This is a genomic window from Candidatus Zixiibacteriota bacterium, from assembly GCA_026397505.1.
In the GTDB taxonomy this organism is placed as follows: Bacteria; Zixibacteria; MSB-5A5; order GN15; family PGXB01; genus JAPLUR01.
Genome location: JAPLUR010000032.1, coordinates 1 through 21273 on the forward strand (window position 1 = coordinate 1; position 21273 = coordinate 21273).

At 50.1% G+C, this 21273-nt stretch carries 21 protein-coding genes; 1 reads left to right on the plus strand and 20 read right to left on the minus strand.

Going from position 1 to position 21273, the window contains the following annotated elements; translation table 11 throughout:
• Positions 1 to 502: 502 nt before the first annotated feature.
• A complete protein-coding gene (locus NT002_01400; GenBank protein ID MCX6827928.1) occupies positions 503 to 766 on the plus strand; it encodes a hypothetical protein in 264 nt (87 codons plus the stop codon).
• A 66-nt stretch (positions 767 to 832) separates the two neighbouring features.
• Here the strand turns inward: NT002_01400 and NT002_01405 are convergent, their stop codons facing one another.
• The 20 genes from NT002_01405 to NT002_01500 all read right to left on the minus strand — a co-directional run bounded on the left by NT002_01405 (position 833) and on the right by NT002_01500 (position 21266).
• A complete protein-coding gene (locus tag NT002_01405; protein MCX6827929.1) occupies positions 833 to 1132 on the minus strand; it encodes a hypothetical protein in 300 nt (99 codons plus the stop codon).
• Positions 1133 to 1397: 265 nt separating this feature from the next.
• Entirely contained in the window at positions 1398 to 2453 is a 1056-nt protein-coding gene (locus NT002_01410; protein ID MCX6827930.1) for an ethylbenzene dehydrogenase-related protein, read from the minus strand.
• Between the two features lie 97 nt (positions 2454 to 2550).
• Positions 2551 to 4287 carry a SpoIIE family protein phosphatase gene (locus NT002_01415; protein MCX6827931.1) on the minus strand — a complete coding sequence of 579 codons (1737 nt, stop codon included), beginning with the start codon at positions 4285 to 4287 and terminating at the stop codon, positions 2551 to 2553.
• A gap of 261 nt (positions 4288 to 4548) precedes the next feature.
• The gene (locus NT002_01420; GenBank protein ID MCX6827932.1) at positions 4549 to 6087 is read right to left on the minus strand and encodes a YifB family Mg chelatase-like AAA ATPase; all 1539 of its coding nucleotides are present in this window, start codon (positions 6085 to 6087) and stop codon (positions 4549 to 4551) included.
• A 107-nt stretch (positions 6088 to 6194) separates the two neighbouring features.
• Positions 6195 to 6542: a hypothetical protein gene (locus NT002_01425; GenBank protein MCX6827933.1), complete on the minus strand. Its 348-nt coding sequence runs from the start codon at positions 6540 to 6542 to the stop codon at positions 6195 to 6197.
• Between the two features lie 55 nt (positions 6543 to 6597).
• A complete protein-coding gene (locus NT002_01430) occupies positions 6598 to 7044 on the minus strand; it encodes a hypothetical protein (protein ID MCX6827934.1) in 447 nt (148 codons plus the stop codon).
• 258 nt (positions 7045 to 7302) lie between these two features.
• The gene (locus tag NT002_01435) at positions 7303 to 7995 is read right to left on the minus strand and encodes an HAD family hydrolase (protein MCX6827935.1); all 693 of its coding nucleotides are present in this window, start codon (positions 7993 to 7995) and stop codon (positions 7303 to 7305) included.
• An 86-nt stretch (positions 7996 to 8081) separates the two neighbouring features.
• Entirely contained in the window at positions 8082 to 10955 is a 2874-nt protein-coding gene (ppdK, locus tag NT002_01440; GenBank protein ID MCX6827936.1) for a pyruvate, phosphate dikinase, read from the minus strand.
• A 119-nt stretch (positions 10956 to 11074) separates the two neighbouring features.
• Positions 11075 to 11398: a hypothetical protein gene (locus tag NT002_01445; protein MCX6827937.1), complete on the minus strand. Its 324-nt coding sequence runs from the start codon at positions 11396 to 11398 to the stop codon at positions 11075 to 11077.
• A gap of 308 nt (positions 11399 to 11706) precedes the next feature.
• Positions 11707 to 12507 carry a hypothetical protein gene (locus tag NT002_01450; GenBank protein ID MCX6827938.1) on the minus strand — a complete coding sequence of 267 codons (801 nt, stop codon included), beginning with the start codon at positions 12505 to 12507 and terminating at the stop codon, positions 11707 to 11709.
• A 15-nt stretch (positions 12508 to 12522) separates the two neighbouring features.
• Positions 12523 to 13389, minus strand: coding sequence for a hypothetical protein (locus NT002_01455; GenBank protein MCX6827939.1), 867 nt, complete (start codon positions 13387 to 13389; stop codon positions 12523 to 12525).
• Between the two features lie 10 nt (positions 13390 to 13399).
• Positions 13400 to 14041, minus strand: coding sequence for a hypothetical protein (locus NT002_01460; GenBank protein MCX6827940.1), 642 nt, complete (start codon positions 14039 to 14041; stop codon positions 13400 to 13402).
• A gap of 14 nt (positions 14042 to 14055) precedes the next feature.
• A complete protein-coding gene (locus NT002_01465) occupies positions 14056 to 15285 on the minus strand; it encodes a hypothetical protein (protein MCX6827941.1) in 1230 nt (409 codons plus the stop codon).
• A gap of 25 nt (positions 15286 to 15310) precedes the next feature.
• Positions 15311 to 16126, minus strand: coding sequence for a hypothetical protein (locus NT002_01470; protein ID MCX6827942.1), 816 nt, complete (start codon positions 16124 to 16126; stop codon positions 15311 to 15313).
• Between the two features lie 10 nt (positions 16127 to 16136).
• Entirely contained in the window at positions 16137 to 17045 is a 909-nt protein-coding gene (locus NT002_01475) for a hypothetical protein (GenBank protein MCX6827943.1), read from the minus strand.
• The gene (locus NT002_01480) at positions 17038 to 17715 is read right to left on the minus strand and encodes a hypothetical protein (GenBank protein ID MCX6827944.1); all 678 of its coding nucleotides are present in this window, start codon (positions 17713 to 17715) and stop codon (positions 17038 to 17040) included. The genes NT002_01475 and NT002_01480 overlap by 8 nt, the downstream gene beginning before the upstream one ends.
• A gap of 13 nt (positions 17716 to 17728) precedes the next feature.
• Positions 17729 to 18892, minus strand: coding sequence for a fibronectin type III domain-containing protein (locus NT002_01485; GenBank protein ID MCX6827945.1), 1164 nt, complete (start codon positions 18890 to 18892; stop codon positions 17729 to 17731).
• 80 nt (positions 18893 to 18972) lie between these two features.
• A complete protein-coding gene (locus NT002_01490; protein ID MCX6827946.1) occupies positions 18973 to 19620 on the minus strand; it encodes a hypothetical protein in 648 nt (215 codons plus the stop codon).
• Positions 19620 to 20609, minus strand: a complete 990-nt coding sequence (locus tag NT002_01495; protein ID MCX6827947.1) for a hypothetical protein — start codon at positions 20607 to 20609, stop codon at positions 19620 to 19622. Before NT002_01495 ends, NT002_01490 begins: the two co-directional genes overlap by 1 nt.
• Positions 20610 to 20612: 3 nt before the next feature.
• Positions 20613 to 21266, minus strand: coding sequence for a hypothetical protein (locus NT002_01500; protein ID MCX6827948.1), 654 nt, complete (start codon positions 21264 to 21266; stop codon positions 20613 to 20615).
• Positions 21267 to 21273: the final 7 nt, after the last annotated feature.

Sequence of the window (21273 nt, forward strand, 5' to 3'; positions counted from 1 at the left end):
ACTTCCCTCTAACACTCTTTCTTTGCAACTTCTCATCTGAGCCTCCTGCTCTTTAAGGTTTAAGCGTTTGTTTGCATTCACTAAATTTAAACCCATAAGAACAGAGGCTCAATTACTTAATAACATAGTTACTTAGGCCGCATTCCCATGCGGGCGTGACCCTGCGGCCTTTCCCGCTCCGTCACCGCCATTTCAAGCGGTAGTGCGGCCCCCCCCCCGAAGTCGTGCGGTTCCGCCATCTTCCTGCGTCACCAGACACAAAAATCTGGATGCTTGATCAAGTCCAGCATGACAATGACACGGCAATGATTCCAGAAAAGCATGTCAGCCGGAAAATGCCTCTGCAAATGTCATTCTGTCGAAAGCCAGAATCCAGTCTGGTAGAGTGACGGGTCCAATCCCTTGCGGTTTCGACACTTATTGTTAACCATCTCCCATTTCCTCATCAAAATCCACATCGAACCGATGGTGATTTCCACCTCACCCCCCTTATGTAGAAGGAGTGTTTATCTATATGTCAGGTAGCGTTAAGCAGCTTATCGCCAATTGTGCCAATGCCTTAAAAACAACCGGCCCCAAAACCGGCCAGGGCATAGCCGCCTCCTCCAACTGGGCCACTTTGCCAATTCGCCGCCTGACTAAAAATGACATCTTTAAAAACGGGGAAACGAACCCATTTTGCCGACCCTCTCCCGCCTGCCCAACCCATTCTCCGGCAACAAATAAAAAGAAAGTGATTATGATTTTAAGAGCGACAAATTTTTGAAATACGAACCCATTTTGCCGGGGTGCCGGGTGCCCCATAGACCTGGGGCACCCAAATATGAGGCTTTTATGCTTCTTTGGCTTCTTTCGGCGCAAACCCCAGATTCTCACGCACGGCCACCGTTATCCGCTGGGCGATATCGGGGTTTTCCTCGATAAAATGCTCGACCGCTTCACGACCCTGTCCCAAACGGTCACTGCCGTAACTGTACCAAGCCCCCGATTTCTCAACAATATCATGATTGGTGGCCAAATCCAAAAGCTCGCCCGATTGCGAAATCCTCTTGCCGTAGGCAATATCAAATTCGGTCTCGCGGAATGGCGGGGCTGGACGAATTTCGCGTCGTGGTCTATGAATGCCCGGCATTCATCTGTGGCGAAATCAGCGGTGATGCGATGCTAAATATTTTGGATGTCCCTTCTTTAATCGTTTATCTTTACAAGCAAGGTTCCCCTCCCTATTCAATGGAGGCGGCTGACGTTAATCACGATACAAAACGTGTTGATTATAATAGCTTGTGAATTCTTTCGCAAGTGCCGGACATGGCAATAATGATCTCTAAGAGGACTGGTCGGTTCGCAGAAATAAGAAAGGCCGGCGTCAGACGCCGGCCTCATAATATTCGCCAATCTTATGGTTTCAAAATGATATAAAACGGCTTTGAACCTGAATGCTGCTGATTAGAGTAATCAAGTGTATAATTATTGGCCCCCGCAATCGTAACCTGAACCGAATCCAGACCCGCCAGATTGACATCATCATTATGAGTAGTATTCAGCGCCCGGGAGAAAACGACGACCCATTGATACGGCGCAGTGGTACTATCGTGCTTGCCGATCGCCCGGACATCCCACCAGCTTTTATCGGTACGATCCGGGGACTTGTAAATGGTCGAATCAATCACATAACCGGGCATTTTATATCCTGTCGGCCAGGGGATATAAGGTTGCGTTCTGCGCAAAGGAACAGCATCTTCAAGAAAAAGGAATGGACCTTCAAAGTCAGTTGTGTCAGGGTGCATCTTCAAAGGGGCAAGGGGGTCGTTAGGATCCCAATTCCTATTGTAAACGTACAAATGCGTACCGGTAAGATAAGTATCGGTATCACTGGAGGAGAAAGTCCACCATTCATCTTCGGCCATTTTGCCGGGGAACGTTCTGGTGGAACTCCATTTCCAGGCATCGGCATTTCCACCACCGGTAGTTTTCATGACCGGAGTATGGCACATGGTGGCACAATCGGCCTTCTCGGTGCCGTTATTGCCGGCATCAAAGAGGATAAAGAACCGATCCTCACCCTCGTAAATGTTATGCTCCCAGTCTATAACGACGGCAGTATCTGATTTTCTCATATGGTTGCCCCAGAGATTGGGACTGCCGTCTTTCCATCTGGCCTTGATAAAGAGATTACCATCCTTCCTGATGGCTTTCATATTCACATTAATTATGCCCAGTTTGGCATCATAACCGTACAGAGTCGGTGAGCCGCCGATTTCAATGTTGACCGAATCGACGGAATTCCAGACGGGATCATCGGCATTGTTCATATCCGGTGCGGCAACGGTCGAATCTGCCACCAGCCGGGGCGGTTTGACCGGCGGGGGTACAGGACCATTACCGTTATCGCCGCCGCAGCCGGCCAGATAAGCTGTCATGATCAAAATTATGGGGATTAGAAGTTTTCTCATTTTTCCTCCAGGTTTACGGAAGTCTTTGTTTAAATTTAATCTATTGGAGAGATAATGTCAATGGATTATTTGGGTACTGGCGGTGACATAGCAATTATCAGAGTTTCTTAAGAACCACCATCGTCAGGTCATCAAAAATATGCGATCCGGAGGCAAAGTCCTTCACTTCCTGATGAATACTCTGCAGGATTCGATTGGCAGATAGGTTGCGATACTTCTTTAAAGTCCCGATAACCCTTTCCGTTCCGAACTGCTCTCCCCTTTCATTGTAAGCTTCGGTGACACCATCGGTATAAAATAGTATCATATCGCCGGATTGGAGGAAAATCGGGCGTTCTTCATAAGTCGTATCGGGAACTATCCCGAGAGCCATCCCCCCCTCTTTGAGGAATTCAATCCGACCGTCACGACGCAGCATAATCGGTTGGTTGTGTCCACAATTGGCAAAAGTGAAGATGTCATTTTTGGAATCAAGGACACCATAAACGGCGGTGACATAATTCTCGCGTTCCACCGATTCATAAATAAGCGAATTGACTTTCTTGCAGATCATTCGGATAGCATAGTTGTTTCTTATTTCCGCAATCAGCGAGGCGCGGAAAGCGGCCATTATAAGGGAGGCCGGAATTCCTTTGCCGGCCACATCGGCAATGGAGATGCCGGTCTGATAATCGATGATCTTAATGAAATCGAAATAATCGCCGCCCACCTCACCGGATGGGACATTGACTCCCGAAATATCATAACCCGGAAGCGAGGGGTCCTCTTTGGGCAGGAAAGTCAACTGAATTTCGCGGGCAATAGCCAGCTGCTCTTCAAGGCGTTTGTTCTCCAGCATTTTTTTGTGCAGGATGGCCCTTTCGATGGAGATGGCGGCATGGCTGGCATAAGCCCTAATCAATTCCAGACTTTTCCGGTCAAAGGCGGAAAGAGTGTTCGCCTCGAGATTCAGCACGCCGATCACGCGATGGTCGATTTTTATCGGAACAACGATCTCGGACATGGTCTGCGGGCGGGCCTTAACATAGCGATTATCTTTGGTGATATCCGGAACAATCACCGCCTCGCCTGTGCGCGCCACCCAGCCGACCAAACCCTGCCCTATTTTCAGCCGGATATATTCCTGATTGGCCTCCTCATACCCCTCGGAATAGACCGTACTTACCTCACCTTTCTCTTCTTCTATGAGAAAAGCGGCGCCGCCGTCAAATCCGACCACAACTTGCAGGGATCCCAAGATCATCTTGAGGACTTCATCTATATTCAGGGTGCTGGAAAGTTTTTTGCCGACTTCATAGAGCAATTGCCGTTCGGTAGCCTCCTGTTTCGCCTCACGATACAGGCGGGCATTGTCGATAGCGACCGCTATCTGATTGGCCAGCCCGACCAGAGTATCAAGATCGGCTTCATCAAAATCCCCTTTCAGTTTATTTATGGCTTCGATCACGCCGATCATCTGTCCGCGGCCGATCAACGGGATGGCCAGAACCGATCGAAACTTAATTTCTCCAATTTCTTCGGCGGGGCGATAGAACCGAGAATCAGAGACGACATCATTGGCGATGACCGGCTCCTGATGCTCGGCCACCCAGCCGATAATTCCCTGTCCCCGCGGCATGGCCAGATATTTCACCGAATAATCGCGGCCGTCAAAAAAGCGGGCCTTAAGCAATTCATCATTCTGAGCCAGCCGATAAACCAGTGCCGCCTCGGCGTTGGTCGCCTCAACGGTCAGCTGCAACACCAGTTTCATCAATTCCTCATATTCGAGGGTGGAATTGAGCATCCGGGCGGCATGCAAAAAGAGCTTCTCTATTCGGGTCTGAGTCGGCATAAGAGATTCCTTGTCAAATGGCATAAATTATCGAATGGAAGGCAAAAGTCAAGGGCGGCTTTCTCTAAAAGGAATCAACAGATTCCCCGGCCAAATGTCAATATATAGTAGTTTTGTAAGAATGATAACTTCCTCCGGAATATTACAAAATGAGGAATCCCTGATCATATTGATGCTAAGCATCATGGCTGCCGGGTCTGCTGCACAGGATCTCCGGGACAAGGAAAAACCACCGGAGGCAAAGCACTTTATCCGGGGCGACTACAGCCAGAGATTGCGATCAAGAGAGCGATAATGAATCGCCTCGGCGATGTGGGTCGGGTCGATATGGTCGGCATTTTCCAGATCGGCTATGGTGCGGGCAACTTTCAATATTCTATCGTAGGCACGCGCGGATAGCCCCTGTTTGGTAATAGCCAGATTCAACAGCGATTTCGATTTTTCATCGATGGGGCAATAGTTGCGAATGTCTTTCGACTGCATGTGGGCGTTGCAGAAAATTATCTTTTCCCCTTTGAACCGCTCCAATTGGCTCCGGCGGGCGCGATTGACGCGGGCCCGGATAACCTCTGATTTTTCGCCGCAAGCCTCTGAAGAGAGTTCTTTGAATTTGACGGATGGGACGGTGATATGAATATCAATGCGGTCCAGAAGCGGGCCGGAAATCCGCGACATATATTTCTGGATACTGCCGGTAGTGCAGTTACATTCATGATTATTATCGCCGAAATAGCCGCAGGGACACGGATTCATAGCGGCGGCCAGCATGAAACTGGCCGGATAGGTGAGTGAAGTAGCGGCGCGAGACAGAGTGACCTGCCCATCCTCCATGGGCTGACGCAGGACTTCCAGGGCATCCTTATGAAACTCGGCAATCTCATCGAGAAAGAGCACACCATGATGAGCCAGCGAGACCTCGCCCGGTTTGGGAATTCGGCCGCCGCCGATCAGCCCCGCATCCGAGACCGTATGGTGCGGCGAACGGAACGGACGCGTGGCGACAAGAGCCATATTGCCCGGCAGAAGCCCGGCTACGGAATGAATCTTGGTCGTCTCCAGCGCTTCCTCTATGGTCATATCAGGCATAATAGTCGGCAGGCGCCGGGCGAGCATGGTTTTTCCGGAACCGGGCGGGCCGATCATAATGATATTATGCCCGCCGGCCGCGGCCACCTCGAGCGCCCGCTTGGCCGATTCCTGCCCTTTGACGTCACAAAAATCGACATCATATTTCCGCGCCAGGGAGAATACTGAGCTGATATCTATCTCGAACTGCTTGATGGTACTGTTGTCCTCCAGAAACTGCACTGCATCGCGGAGCGATCCGACCGGATAGACCGGCAGTCCCTGTGCCATGGCTGCTTCCGAGGCATTCTCCGGGGGGACCAGAATCCCTTTAACACCATTGTTGTTTCGAATATGCATAGCCATCGGCAGGACACCGGGGACAGGCCGGACCGCGCCATCCAATGACAATTCCCCCAGGAGGACAAAATCATCAAAACTATCCCGCATAATCTGCCCGGTGGCGGCCAGAATGCCGATGGCGATGGGAAGGTCAAAAGCAGAACCCTCTTTGCGAATATCGGCCGGGGCCAGATTGATAGTGACTTTCTTGGCTGGAAAAATGAAATCGGAATTTTTGATGGCGGCGGTGACCCGCTCTTTCGATTCCCGCACAGCCCCGTCGGGAAGACCGACCGTTACAAATAAAGGAAGCTGTTGCTGGATATCCGCCTCCACTTCCACCGTGTAGGCATTAACGCCCAACGTGGCCGAAGAATATACTTTTGCAAGCATAGCTTCCCCATTCAAAAGGCAATCGACAGGCTGGTCACCGCCGCCAAATTCTGCAGTGACTCTCGCCGTTCCGGTAATATTATAGGAAATGTCTATGACAGAATCTGTCAGTAGGAAGTAAAATAATAATCGAAGATTATCAGGGAATCCCGGCCGTAGAAGAATTTTCCGCTGGCATCGCAAAACCTTCGCGCCTGATCCAGCAGCGTGTCGAGGCGCATACGAAATGTATCCGGTGCAATAAAATAAAACATCATCGTATCAACTTTAAGCACTTCATCCGGGCTCTGCCAATGCTGAATAACCTTATAGGTGCCCTTATATGTCCCCGGATGGAAAGAGACCTGGCTGTCGGTGCCATTCTTATTGCAATTGGGAAGAATAAGAAAAACCGCAATTAAAAGGGATAGCGGAATCCCAAGAATGAAGGTATATCTACGGGGTATCATGTTCATAACCTCCCGATAAAAAAGCGCCCCTGCTATCGTTCAGAGGCACTGAATTTCCTTCTTATTGACCCTTCTTCCACAATACAATGGTCAAATATCGCTGATTGGGAGATACACCCATAGCGCCCTTAATCTCCAGTGTATCCCCCGGCCTATGCAGCAGCGAAAAAGTTCCGAGAGGAACATCGCTACGATCACAGGTTGTCGGGATTACAACGGTATCTTTCAGAGTTATCTGGCTTTCCAAGACGTAATTTCCATTGGCATCACAGAATACCTGCGGTTTTTCATCTGTTCGAGTCGCCTTCATCCAGAATCGGTAATCACTGAAAGTCCATTCGACCCATTGCTCAAGAGTCGGTCCGGGATTGCTACTCCCGTAATTTCTCAAAACCGTGCATTTTCCATCATATACCCCAACCAGCGTTGTCGGCGGTTTGACCAGGATATCTTTAGCGCAGCCCAACACTAAAATGGCGATGATCGTAAGCCAGAATGTTCTTGCCATTTCTATTTTTCCTCCATTTTTTTCTCATATCGAATTTCAATTATATATAATGCCCGGCTGAATATCAACTACATTTTTTATTTTCTCTATATAAATGACTGGTAAATGGAGCTATCTGTTTAGAAAATTAATCAGGCATAGTTGGAGAATGGCTGACTCCCCAACCAATTCTGCAGTGTGCCTGTCTCCGGCCCTGATGACATATTCTGGATAGGATTATGCTCAAAAGGAAATATATATGCTCCGATGGTCCAAATTTCATCTGCGCAAGCCATTGGAAATTAAGGGGATACTTAATGTGGAGGAAATGTCTGGCACCTCATAATCGGCTTCTTCCCTGGGGTAGCGGACAGCCTGTTCTCGATGAGGCCCGACCAGAACGCGGACCGCGGTCATTCCCAAAAGCCTGGCAGGCACAATATCATTATCCTGGCGATCCCCTATCATCATGGCCTCCTGGGGCTCTGAACCCAATCTCTCCAACACTCCCCAAAAATGCCGCAGATCAGGTTTGGTGAAATTGAGATCTTCGGAAACCAGAGTGGAGTCGAAAAATTGAAGGGTATTTTCCTTTTCGAGATATTCACGGATGCTTTTCCTCTGGTTGGCCGCCAGACCCAATTTAAAATGACCGTGGAGCTGTTGAAGGACCTCTTGTGCGCCAGGGCGCATGCGAAAATAGCTGCTGAAAGGGAATCGGTCACATTCGGCTCGAAGCTCAAAAAAGAGATTCTTATCGGGTTTGGACAATTGCCAGATAATGTATGATATAAATGACGGGGCATAGCATTCGACGGCCCGGGAAAGAGCCGTCTCTATCTCGGAATCGGTTACAGTCTTCCCCCGGCGCTCCAAAAGCAGCTGCCGGAGATGCTCGTGCCAGGCTTCAATTCCGGCGTCATCATCAATGAGGGGGCCGCCCAGGTCAAAGAGGATAGTGGTAATTCCCATCGTGCTATTACCGACAATTCGCCTGCCAAGCAGGAACCAAAAAGCCCGCCGCAGGCGGGCTTTTCTTTCTTGAATTACTGTGTGACCTACTTGTCGCGCTCGGCAGTTTTCTTTTTTTCCCTTATAGTGGCCTGCGCCGCGGCCAGCCGAGCGATCGGAACCCGGAAAGGGGAGCAGGAGACATAGTCAAGGCCTGTTTGATGGCAGAATTCGATCGAATCGGGATCGCCGCCATGTTCGCCACAGATCCCGATCTTGAGATCCGGTTTCACCGATCGCCCTTTGCTTGTTCCCATCTCCACCAGCTTTCCCACCCCACCCCGATCAATCGAGACAAACGGGTCTTTCGGGAGGATCCCTTTGTCGACATAATAACGCAGGAATTTGCCGGCGTCATCACGTGAAAAACCCATCACCATCTGGGTCAGATCGTTGGTTCCGAAGCTGAAAAATTCCGCTTCAGCGGCAATTTCATCGGCAGTCAAAGCCGCCCGCGGGATCTCTATCATCGTCCCCACATGATACTCGAGGCTCTTTACCTTATACTTCTTAATTGCCTCTTCTGCAATTCGCAGGACAATCTCTTTCTGGTTCTTGAATTCATTGATATGGCCGACCAGGGGAATCATGATTTCGGGAATAACGGTTTTCTTTTCCCGGATCACCTCGCAAGCAGCCTCGATAATAGCCCTTACTTGCATTTCGGTGATTTCGGGAAAGACAATTCCCAGCCGGCATCCGCGATGACCCAGCATCGGATTGATTTCTTTCAACTCTTCAATTCTCATCAGGACTTTTTTCCTGCGGGCCAGAAGCTCATCATAATGTTCATCAGCCTTGTTGAGTTGTGCGATTTCCGCTTCGATCACGGCTTTGTCCGGCAAAAACTCATGCAGCGGCGGGTCGAGGGTCCGGATTGTCACCGGCAGACCGTCCATAACTTCGAACAATCCCTTGAAATCAGCCTTCTGAAACGGAAGCAGTTTATCGAGCGCCTGTTGGCGCTCCTCGGTGGAATCGGCCAGAATCATATCCTGAACGATGGGCAGACGGTCCTCGGCGAAGAACATATGTTCGGTGCGGCAAAGGCCTATCCCCTGAGCGCCGTACTTGCGCGCCTGAATGGCATCGCGGGGAGTATCGGCATTGGCTCTTACCTTCAGTTTCCGAATCTCATCAGCCCAGCTCATAAACTCGGCGAATTCTCCCGACAGTTCCGGTTCGATAGTCGCGACCGGCCCAACGATAACTTCACCCAGGGAGCCATTGAGAGTAATGATTTCCTTTTCCTTAATTATCAGCTTGCCGATCTGAAGCTGCTTTTTGGCTTCGCTTACCCGGGCCGCTTCGCATCCGGCCACACAGCATTTCCCCATGCCGCGGGCGACGACCGCCGCATGCGAGGTCATCCCTCCGCGGGAAGTCAGAATTCCGGAGGCGGCGTTCATCCCCTCGATATCATCGGGATTGGTTTCCTGGCGAACCAGGATAACCGAATTACCGCCTTTGGCCGCTTTGACGGCGCTCGCGGCCGTGAAATAAACCTCTCCCGAAGCGGCACCCGGCGAGGCCGGCAATCCCCTGGCGATCACTTCATATTCGGCACTGGGGTCAAGACGCGGATGCAACAACTGGTCCAATTGGACGGGATCCAGACGCATGATGGCCTCTTCCTTGGTGATAAGCTTTTCCCTGACCATATCGACGGATATCTTCAATGCCGCCTGCACCGTCCGTTTACCGGTGCGGGTCTGCAGCATATAGAGCTTCTTCTCCTGAATGGTAAACTCAAAATCCTGCACATCACGATAGTGTCTTTCCAGCCGGCTGGTGATTTCTTTAAGTTGTTTATAGACATCCGGCATTTCCTCCCCCAGCTGCGAAATCGGCTGCGGTGTTCTGATACCGGCGACAACATCCTCACCCTGAGCGTGGAGAAGGTATTCGCCGTAAAATTCCTTTTCGCCGGTGGATGGATTACGGGTAAAACCAACCCCGGTGCCGGAATTGTTCCCCATATTGCCGAAAACCATCGCCTGAATGTTGACGGCTGTCCCCAGGTCTCCCGGGATATTGTTGAATTGCCGATAACTGATTGCCCGGGGATTATTCCAGGAGCGAAGCACGGCATCGCGGGCCATCCGTAACTGAACATAAGGGTCATCCGGGAAAGACTCCCCTGTTTTCTTCTTGATGATGGCCTTGAATTTTTTGACAATGTCATTGAGGTCTTCGGCTTGCAGGGAGGAATCCTGTTTGATTTTTCTTTCTTTTTTCCTCATATCAATAACTTCTTCGAATTTTTCCTTATCGATACCGAGAACGACATTGCCGAACATCTGTACAAAACGGCGATAGTTATCATAAGCAAAGCGTTCATCGCCGGTTTTCTTGATCAATCCTTCCAGGGTCTCTTTATTCAGGCCGAGGTTAAGAATCGTGTCCATCATACCCGGCATAGAGAATTTGGCTCCGGAACGAACAGAAACCAGAAGCGGATCATTGGAGTCTCCGAATTTGGCCCCGACCAGAGCCTCTATTTTGGCCATCTGGTTCTCCAGTTCCCGGTCTATTTCGGGAGGCACTTCCAGATTGTTCTGATAATACAGCCGACAGACTTCGGTCGTGATGGTAAAACCGGGGGGAACGGGAACTCCGGCCCGGCACATTTCGGCCAGCCCGGCTCCCTTGCCGCCGAGGATATCGCGTATAGAACCATCGCCGTCGGCTTTGCCGCCGCCGAAGAAGAAATAGGGGGGATATTCCAATTGAAAACCAGGGATAGATTTGGGCCGAGCTCCTTTGGATTTGGAGGAAGTCCTTGCATCCTTTTCCTTGTTCTTTGAACTCTTCATTTTGTTCTGTACCATTTTAGTCAAGCCTTTGTTCTTGGGGATTGCCGTTTTCGCCATCGCCTTCTTCGGTTTGTTCGTCTTTTCCTGTTTCATTGCGACCATCATGGCCTCCCAACGATACGAATTTTGCGGGGATTATATAAGAGTTTTTATGAATATGCAACACAAAAAAGGCGGCTTCAGTCGCTTCCGACCGTTGCCGCCTCTTACATTTGAGAGAGGAACTACATGGTGAAGAGTCGCTCGCCGTTGATAATCTTCTCCAGGATTTTGAGTGTCTTTTCGACCGGGGAGTGCATAATATCGGACGTATTAAAGGTGCTGCGGAAAACCTCCCGGGGGCAAACAAAATTGGCCTTACCGCGGCCGCCCCGTGCCTTCTTCTTGTGGGTCAGATTGTACTGACGCTGGTATTCCTTGGCCTTTTCCTTGTGGAGTTGATAGTACCGCCGTTGGTACTCTCGACGAGCTTCCGGAGTAGAGAGCTTGCCTTTCCCTTTTTTCCTAGTCCTGGGCTTGGCGCCAGCGGAACTTTCCGTTCTCGCCATCCCCCCACCTCGCTTTCGCTAAACAGTTAAAATTACTCTTAAAAAGAACTATTTACCGCTCAATCCGGTACATAACCCATTAACATGAATAGGGACAATAACCTGCTTTGTCAAGAGAAATCTGCATTTTCCTTAAAAAAATCTTTTACAATTTAATTTCACATGGGAACTTATATTTTCAATAAAAAACTAAATTTGCAATTGCTTTATTCCCTTGGCATTCCACGCCATGTTTTCGCACCCCAAAAAGGCATAATAAAAGGCCCCTGCCTGCGCGGGGGCCCTAATTGGACTTGCTAATCCGGATATCAGGCGGAAGTCTGGGGCTGTCCTTTCTTTCTAAAGAATACGATCAATTCATAAATCCCCAGCAGGATGAATATTCCGCAGGCAACCACCCAGACCAAGAGGTTCCCGCCTCCATTTCCCCAGGCCGTTTTAGACCAGTCACCCATAAACTGGATTCTCTGCACAAAGAGAGAAATGCGTCCCATGACAGTAAAGCCAAATGAGGCGCCGAAGCCGATCATCAGCATCCCGATGCCGAATTTGGCAACTCCATTAAAGACCCCAATGTGCTCCTTGGAAAAGAAGAAATAGAACAGGGCCGCAATCATGCCGATGAAAATCAATACCTGTGAATAACCGGAGGTGGGATCGAGGTAACCGGTGCCGAGAAAATTGTCCCAGGAAATGGCCCGCATGGTGGAAAACAGCTGCATGTTGACACTGTTTTTCATGGCCAGCGGAATGCTGATACCGGTGGCAATACCGATATAGATGGCAATCGGCCAGCGGCTGACCCAGGACCACTTGCGCGAGAATCTGGTCCAGGTCAGGGCGCCGAGAACGGCCGGCACCATATATTCGGCATGGGAGGAGTTGAGCCAAAGGGCATACCAACTGCCGTCCTGCAGATAATCAAAGAGGTTCGGCTTAAGGCCGTTATGCCAGAGCAAAATCGTAAAATATCCGGCCGAGACTCCGACCACCAGATGCTCCGCAAATTTATAGAACGGGTTGTCTCTGTAAAGAAATGAGAAAATACAGAGAGTCAAGATTGCACCCAGCGTCATCCAGAAAAAATTCCCTAATGAAATTGCTTCCATATTATTCTCACCTCCTTACAAATTGCTCTTACGGCGTGAAGTTAAGTAACCGATGTTTCCTATCACAATAAATAGAATGATAAGAAGGTGGGCATAAACCTGGATTTTCATTCCCGCGAGGGCCGGTCCGGGATTGTCGGCCAGGGCTTCATACTGGGCCGCGCCCAGAAGCCCCCCCATGATTCCGAACACCTGCCCGGTGCTGAGATAGGGGTAATAATCGGCTCCCATTACTCCGGTCAATCCCAAAGCTAACCGGAAATTATACCGGGCCTGACCATAAACAATCCACATATCGGTGGAACTGCCTGAGGAAATTTCCACCACGCATTTGACATTGTCATAGTTCTTGGCCCCCCTCATCATTGGAAGGCTATCCAGGGGCGTCCCGTAATAGTCGGTCGGGAAAGGAATACGAAAATCCTGCCCCATCCCGGTGATGACAAGTGCCGGATATGGTTTGTAACCGAGGAAAGTGTAGTCGATCCCATTCTTGATTTCGCGGCCTTTGTAAAAAACCCCATTATAGGTCTTATCCTGTTTGATAGAATCGCTGAGATCCCGCAGGGCCAAGTCGACCATTCCGGGGCCGTTCTGAGACAGCGCGCTGAAAATGATTCGAATCTTCTTGCGGAAAGCCTGCTCCGCAACGGCATACGCCATCGGATGCAGTTCAGCCAATGAACTGGGGTCGTAGTCGATGGCGATAAAGATGCGGTCATTCTCCTTCAATGAATCAATGTAAGTGAAGATCGATTTGACTTCCTTGTTCTTGTTGATCGGTACCTCGAAAGGCACAATATAAGTCAGGATACAAACGACGGCCAGAAGAAGGAAAATCCATCGGCGGTCCAGCGACATAAAACGTTTGAATATATCCATGGTTTCCTCCTCAATCCTTTCCCAGATAGGCGCGTTCGATTCCCAGCATCACTTTCATGGCGGTGGCAACGGCCCCCAGACCGACACCGATGATGATGGCTCTCTTGGCGGCCAGATTGGGAACGTTAAGAAGCCATGAGGCGGTTTTTTCCATATAGGCTCCGACTGGGCCGAGATAAGGATTGAACCGCAACATTACGATAAGCGCTGCAATCAAAAGCAGGGTGGCCAGCACCGATCGGGCGCGGAAGGCGCGGTACGATGCCGAGGCGATGAAAAAGGCCAACAGCGCAAACATGGTAGCCTGGACCGGAATCAAAATATTATCAAAAAAATGCACAAACATGTAATTTCTCAGACCTTCGGTAGTGGTAAAGTGCCGCCCGTAATCAAAGCCAAACAAGAGCATGCTGAACAAGGCCAGAAGCAAGACTATAGAATACTGCCAGCCGAGTCTTTTGTGCCTGATTTTATCCATTGAGACACGCACCAATGACCAGATTCCCAGGGCCAGGGCAAAGATGCCGATAATATAAATCCATTTCAAAAGGAATTCGTTTACGCTCAGCGACAAATCGTTGGGCACAAACGACTGGATAATCATCACCATACCGAAGGCAAACACGAAAATCAAAGGAATTTGTCTTTTCATTTCTTTACCCTCGCTTACCTGGTTATGTGGAAGAGTTCAACAAATCTCGTCCACCCAACGTTTGCGGCAACAATTCCAATAATGGAGAGGACAATGACCGCCGCTTTGGCATAATCCTGAGCCTTGAGCGAACCAAGCAGAACCGGCTCCCGTCCCAGATAGGCTGAAGCAGCATACAATTCCTCCCCGATCAGGGTGTAGTCGCAGGCCACTACAAAGAATGGAATCTGGGCAATTTCATCGGTGCCGGCAATCTGGATCGATCCGGCCAGAGCACCGGTTTCCGCCAGAAGAAGCGACTCCGCATAGAACTTGCCCATATAGATATTGGTCGCCGGCAATTCGCGCAGCATCGTCCCGTTGACCGCCGCCACATAAGGGAACTGCAGGGAAGTAACAAAGTAGACCATATCTTCTTTGTAAGCATCCGGGCGTCCGGCATCCATATAACTGGCCCGAACCGTCTCCTGCGCCACCGACATCACGATCGGGTCGTTGCATGGAACAATCAATCTGGTTTGATATTCGGCCACCTTCTTGGCCACCCGCCCCAGAATAGTAAATGAGGCGATTGTGGCAATATCAGCCGCAGTGCCGAGGCCCAGAACATACAGAATGGGTTTGCCCATTTCCGTGGCGCGACCAATAGCTTCATCAACAGCTTCGATTCCCGCCAGTTTGCGGACAAAAAGGTCCGCGCCGGAGCGAGCCTTGTTGATAAAGAAAAGCATCACGGCCATAAAACAGATCACGAAAACCAACACCGTGGTTCGCGCCTTGTTGAACCACTGGCCGGTCGCCTGAACGGGACCGAATACCGGCGAATCCGCAAAGACCAGACTATCGGCTGTGATCGCCTGAACTTTGTAATAGAAATCGATATTGTTGGCCATATAATCGTTATCACCCTCGGCCGAGCCGCCGGCATCGTTATACTGATTGATTCCCGATGCAGCGACATTGCGTTCCGCAAACGGCCCCTCTTTGGATGCCGCCCGGAAAATTTTATATCCCAGGACATTTTTCAGGCCGCCGGCGTCATCGGGCGATAATGACCAACTGAGCGAAATTGAATGACCATTATCATCCTCCGAATCCCTGGCGGTCAGATCTCCGACCGGTGCCGGGGGCTGAACAGCTATTTGAGCGGGACGGGCTGTAGTCCCGGTACTGTCCTGGCCGTTGGCCAGAGGGACAAGCCAGGGCAGCAGCAGACTACAGATTATCAAGATTTTTAGCTTCATAAAAACCTCGCATATTTATTTAGATTCAATCAATTATTCCCAACCAATTATGGAAAAGAAAAGTGAGACGTCCCACCAGAATCGAGATACGTCCCATGACCGTATATCCAAACGAGGCGCCGAAGGTTATCATCAAGATCCATATTCCCATCTTGGAGGCGCCGCCGAAAAATCCCTTATGTTCTTTGGAAAAGAAGAAATATACCAATCCGCAAAAGACGCCCAGAAAAATTACCCAATTGGAAAGACTCAGGGCGAATTGTCCGGATGCGGATAGAGAAAAATCAGAGAAAAAGGCTCCGCTCCCTCTCCAGTTAACCAGAAGCGGCACAAAAGTATTGCTCACCTGAGTGATGAAATCGGAGCGAAGATATCTCACCAGGTTCAGCCCGGCGGTGGTACCGACAATGAAAGCCAGCGACCATCGTGAAAGCCAGCCGGCTTTGGATGAAAGCCGCATGAGAAGCAGAACGCCGAAAACAAGCGGCACGAAATAGTAAATCGTGAAATCTTTGAATGGAACCCCGAAGTAAGCGCTCAGTCCGGAAGAAATTCTGGGAAAAAGATTTCCAACGATAGTCGACCAGAAACCGACGCTCATCCAGTAAGCGGCGGAAACCCCCACAAAAAGGTGCTCCGCAAATTTATAATAAGGATTGTCTTTGTATAAAAAAGAGAGAATGGCCAGAGTCAGGAAGGCGGCCAGAGTTACATAGAAGGCATCAGCCAGGGGTGAAGAAGCGGTCGCCGAGACGGATGAAGAACTTCCCGCCCGGGTCAGCCAGCCGGCCACAAAGGCAATCAGCACGGCAACGAGAACTATTGAAGATGATCGCTTCATATCTCTTTGCCTAAGACCGTCTCTTCCTTATGAAATAGGTAATATTACCAATCACGACAAAGGCCATAATGATCAGGTGGGCCAAAGTCTGCGGCCCCATCATTTTTATCCCCGGTTGAGGGGCATTGATAAGGCGGGGATATTCCTTCTTCAATTCCGACTCGTATTCGGCGGCCCCTTTGATGCCCCCGAGAAGGCCGAGCAGCTGGTTGGGGTAATAAGGATACAGCAATGGCGCCGTCACGGCTGCACATCCGCCCGCGGTCGGAATATGACCGGGATCGCCGGCAAAAAGAATCCACTCTTTAACACCAGGCAAACCGCCGCCGACCGATACCAACAAATTCATATCGCGCAGAGATCTTATTCCGTGCATTATTTCCATGGAATCAATATTCACACCGTTCACATCGGTAAGGTACATTTTCCTGATGTCCGTTATAATCACGTTCAGGACACCGGTACCACCCGCCTTATAACCCAAATTGACATAATCGATGCCGTCTTTCTTCTCCGGGAATTCTTTTTTGATAATCTCATCAACGGCGGTCACGATGAGCGGCTGGCCGGTTGCCCAGAGTGTCATGAAATATACCCTGAGTCCTTTGGCCATAGCGTGCCGTACAAACGCATCGGTCATCGGCCCTACCTCGGGCGCCATAGCGGGGTCATAATCATAGGAAATCAATACTTTCGAATTGGCCGGCAGTTTTTCAATCTGATCATAGACTGCCTTGACAATCGGCGTCGCTTTTTCGGAAAAAGATATTTTGAAAAGAATGGGAGCAGCCACGGCCAGTCCAATGAAAATGAAGATGATACGTCGCTCGACTTCGCGCCCCTGAATAGAGCGAATCAGAAACCAGACGAGTCCGACCCCGATAATCAGAAGAGAAGTGACCAATCCCAGGTTATTCATTGTCGACCCCCAAGTAGGTTCTCTCCACGCCCAGTATCAGTCGCAGCGACATTGAAATTACCCCCAGAGCGATACCAATCATAATCGCCCTCTGCCCGGCCAGATTGGGCGAGGACATAATCCATATCGCCAGGTTGGGAATTTGCAGAAGCGAAAACGATTCGGGAATCCAGCCGGTGGCATATGTCCCTAAAGGGGTGCGCCCGAGCAGAATAATAAAAGCGGAAATCAGGAGAATGGTGGCCTCTCTGTTCTTGGCGCGGAAAGCGCGATAGGAAGCGGAGGCGACATAGAAAGCCAGGAGGGCGTACATGGTGGAAGAGAGCGGAAAAAATATGCGATAGTACAGGGTCTGGAAGAGAGAACCGGTGGCAGTGACATCACCGGTAATGCCGCTTGGATTACCTATCTTGAAAAGCCCCGCGGCCAGCATCAGGAAAAATCCCAACAGCGTCACCAGGGAAAATCCCCAATCTTTCTGTTGCTTGTAAAGCCGGTTGCCGTGAATTCTCACCAAATTCCCGCCGCCGAGAAAGAAAGCAAAAACGGCGATAATATCGAAGAAAAGAGAAAAGTCCTCCCCCATTCTCTCGACAGGGGGGAAAAAGACGGAGACGACCAGAATCGTGCCGACCACAAAGGTGATAATTAATGGGACCTGTCTTTTCACGGTAAATCTCTCTTTAATTTTGCACGGTAAAAAGTTTGACCATGTATTCACTCAACTTTACAAAGAACTGGTTGCCCCAGGCGAGCGAAATGGTCACGGATATCGTCCCGATGATGATAAGCAACATGGCGACCAATTTCCCCATATCCTGTCCCTTCAGTGAACCGAGTTGTTTCGGTTCATTGGAAAGGTAAGCGGATGCGGCAAAGAGCTCTTCACCGATAAGGGTGTAGTCGCAGGCGGCGACAAAGAAAGGCAACTGGGCCGGCTGGGCGGTTCCGGCGATTTGAATGGCGCCGATGGAATTTCCGGTTTCGGCAAGAATCAGCGACTCAGCGTAGAAAGCGCCCAGATAAAAACAGGTGGCGGGTTTCTGGCGCACCATGATACCGTCAACCGCCGCAACATAACCAAATTGCTCATCGGTGATATAATTCACCATGTCATCATTATATGCGTCAGGCCGCCCTGCCCCAATATAAGCTTCCTTGATCGTCTCGCGTGCCGTGGTCATCACGAGCGAGCGCGACACCGGCATGTTAATGCGGATATCATAATCGGCGACCATCTTGGCCACCCTACCCAGGAGCGTAATACCGGCCAGAGTCTGGACATCATCCATATCCAAAATACCGGGAACAAACAGGATTGGGCGTCCCATTTCGGTGGCCCGGCCGATGGCCTCATCAATCGCTTCCAGCCCGGCGATTTTTCTAATGAACAGTTTTCCGCCTCGCTTGGCATGAGAGATAAAGTAAATCACGGCGCCGGCGATAAGGAATCCGATGACAAACAGATTGAGCAGATTCCAATTGACAATATCCATTTCCGGGATGACCGGTGCGGTGGCCTCGGAAAAGACAGCCCGACCGTCATAATTAAGGGCAACTTTATAGCGATAACTCTTTCCCCGGTTGATCCCCTGATCCTTAAAGGAATATTCTCCCGGGGCAGCCACTCCAACAGGCGCAAAATCATTCGATTCTTCCAGGGCACGGAATATTTCGTAAGGACCAACCGAACCGATTCCGTGATCATCGGCAGAGGCTCGCCAGTAAACGACGATAGCCTCGCCCCGATCGTACTTGAAGTCGCGGGCGGAAACCTCGGTCGGCGGAGCCGGTCTCGGGCCTGTTACGGAATCAGGAATGGCCGGCGGCGTCTGCGCGACAGCCATTACCGACGACATTATCAAAATCAAGAGCAATTGAGAAATCAGGCAAAGGGGAACAGGCAATTTGCTGTCGCAGATCATCGCTACCTAATCAGTCCCAGCCAATCCTTGAAAATGAACTCCATGCGACCGATTAAGAGAGACATACGACTCATGACAGTATAGCCAAAGGAGGCGCCAAAAGTAATCATAATGGTCCAGATGCCGACCTTGGCCACGCCGCCGAATACTCCCTTATGCTCGCGGGAGAAGAAGAAATAGACCAGCCCGGTGAATGTCCCGGCGGCAATGACGATATTACCGATGGTATCATAAGCGGAAGCCGAGAAGACAGGCTGGCTAAATCTGGTGCTGAACAGGGGCATGAGAGTGCTGGACACCTGCAGCATGACGTTGGATGAAAAATAATTGATGAGATAGAAGCCGGCGGTGGCTCCCACAACAAAGGCCAGCGGCCAGCGGGAAATCCATCCAATCTTAGGGGCCAGACGCAGAATCATCATAATTCCCAGCACCCCGCCCACCAGAAGCATATAGTTGGGATTTTCACGGCTAAGGCCGGCCCAGAAAAGACCAAGAATGTTATCAAAGAAAAGGGTTACAAACCAATATCCGGCGGAAATGCCCACAAAAATCGATTCGCACAGCTTATACCAGGGATTGTCCCTATACAGGAAGGAGATAATCCCCAGAGTGAAAAAAGCGGCTACCCAAATGCCGAAAAGTTGCATTACTCTTTTCCCTTCTTCCTTTTTTCACCCAAGAAGTAGGCGACGTTCCCGATAAAGATAAAGGCAATCACAATCACATGCGAGAATGACTGGGGAAGCATATAGAAAGTAGCCGTACCAACCTTATTGGTTGCTTTTTCAAATTCGGCTGCGCCGCTCAAACCTCCGAGAAGCCCTTTCAGCTGCCCGGAACGAAGGTATGGGTACATTCCTGTGGCCTGGACGCCGGTATTGCCGGCGCCCATTTTCAGGCCATAACGGTCAACAGCCACCTGAACCCATTCCACGGTGCCGGGATAACCGGCCGACAGGTTAAAAGAATAATCAATATTGGAGAAATTACTCACATCTTTAAGAAGCGGGATGGAATCATAGGGAATACCGGAGACATCGCGCGTGAACATGCTCTTGAAACTGGTTCCCATCCGCTGGATGACGAATTCATTCCCGGTTTGGAAGCCAAGATTAACATAATCGACATGGCGCCTTAAATTCTTCGCGACCACGCTCGGATCCTGGAGCGCTATCTGGAGAGCCAGTTCGGCCTGCTGTGGTCCCTGCGGCCAGAGACCCATAATGATTATTTTCAAATCACGTTCCAGGCAGAGACGGAAAAATGATTCGGCCATCGGCTGCAGTTCGGGGGCAGAGGCCGGATCATAATCAAAGGAAACCAGAATCTTCGAACCCCGTTCAAGCTGAGCCACCCAGTCATAAACCGTCTGTACTTCGGGAGAAACCCTGATCGGCTGCTTAACATTCATGAAGAAAGGCAAAACGACGGCAATACCGACAAAAAGGAATACAACCCGCCGCCCTACATATTGGCGCATGATAGTTCTGAACAGAATATACAGCAGGGCAAGCCCAATGAGAGCTATGATCAGAGAAGAGACGGTGGGGGAGAAATTAATCGGCTTGGGCACGAGGAAATAGAGGATAAGAATAATCGCCAGCGTTACGGAATAGATAATAAAATCCCTGTTCATCCCTTAATCCCCTCCCAGGTAGGATCGTTCGATCCCCAGAATAATGCGCAACGAGGTGGAAACGATGCCCAAAGCAATACCAATCATAATCGCCCGCTGACCGGCCGAATTTATAAAACTCATAATCCAGATGGTTATTTTCGAGGGCATGAAGCTTTCGGGAATGCCCAGCGCGCCGCCGATCGCATCACCAACCGGCACACGCCCGATCATGACAAAGAAAGCGGCCAGAAGGAGTAGGGTGGCCTCGAGATTTCTGGCCCGGAAAGCTCGATATGAGGCGGAGGCGACAAAGAAAGCCAAGAGTGCAAACATGGTGGCCGAGAGAGGCGAATATACATAAGTGTAAAGCCAGTCAAACCCGGTCCCGGCATCACGAAATTGAGTCCAGCTTGATGACCCGATAATAACTATCAGCAGAAATGAAAGAATGATAATGACCGAATAACCCCAGTCGGCTCTTTTGCGATAAATTTTATCGGCGGAAATTTTTATCAGGTTCAAGGCTCCCAGCCAGATGGCACAGGCGCCGATGATGGAGAACCAATCGGAGAACCAGTTGTTGAATTGGTTGAATGGCGCATGAGGAATGAAATACTGAAGGACGAAAATGACGCCAACGACACCGGTTATGAGCAGGGGGATTTCTCGTCTCATCGCAGAT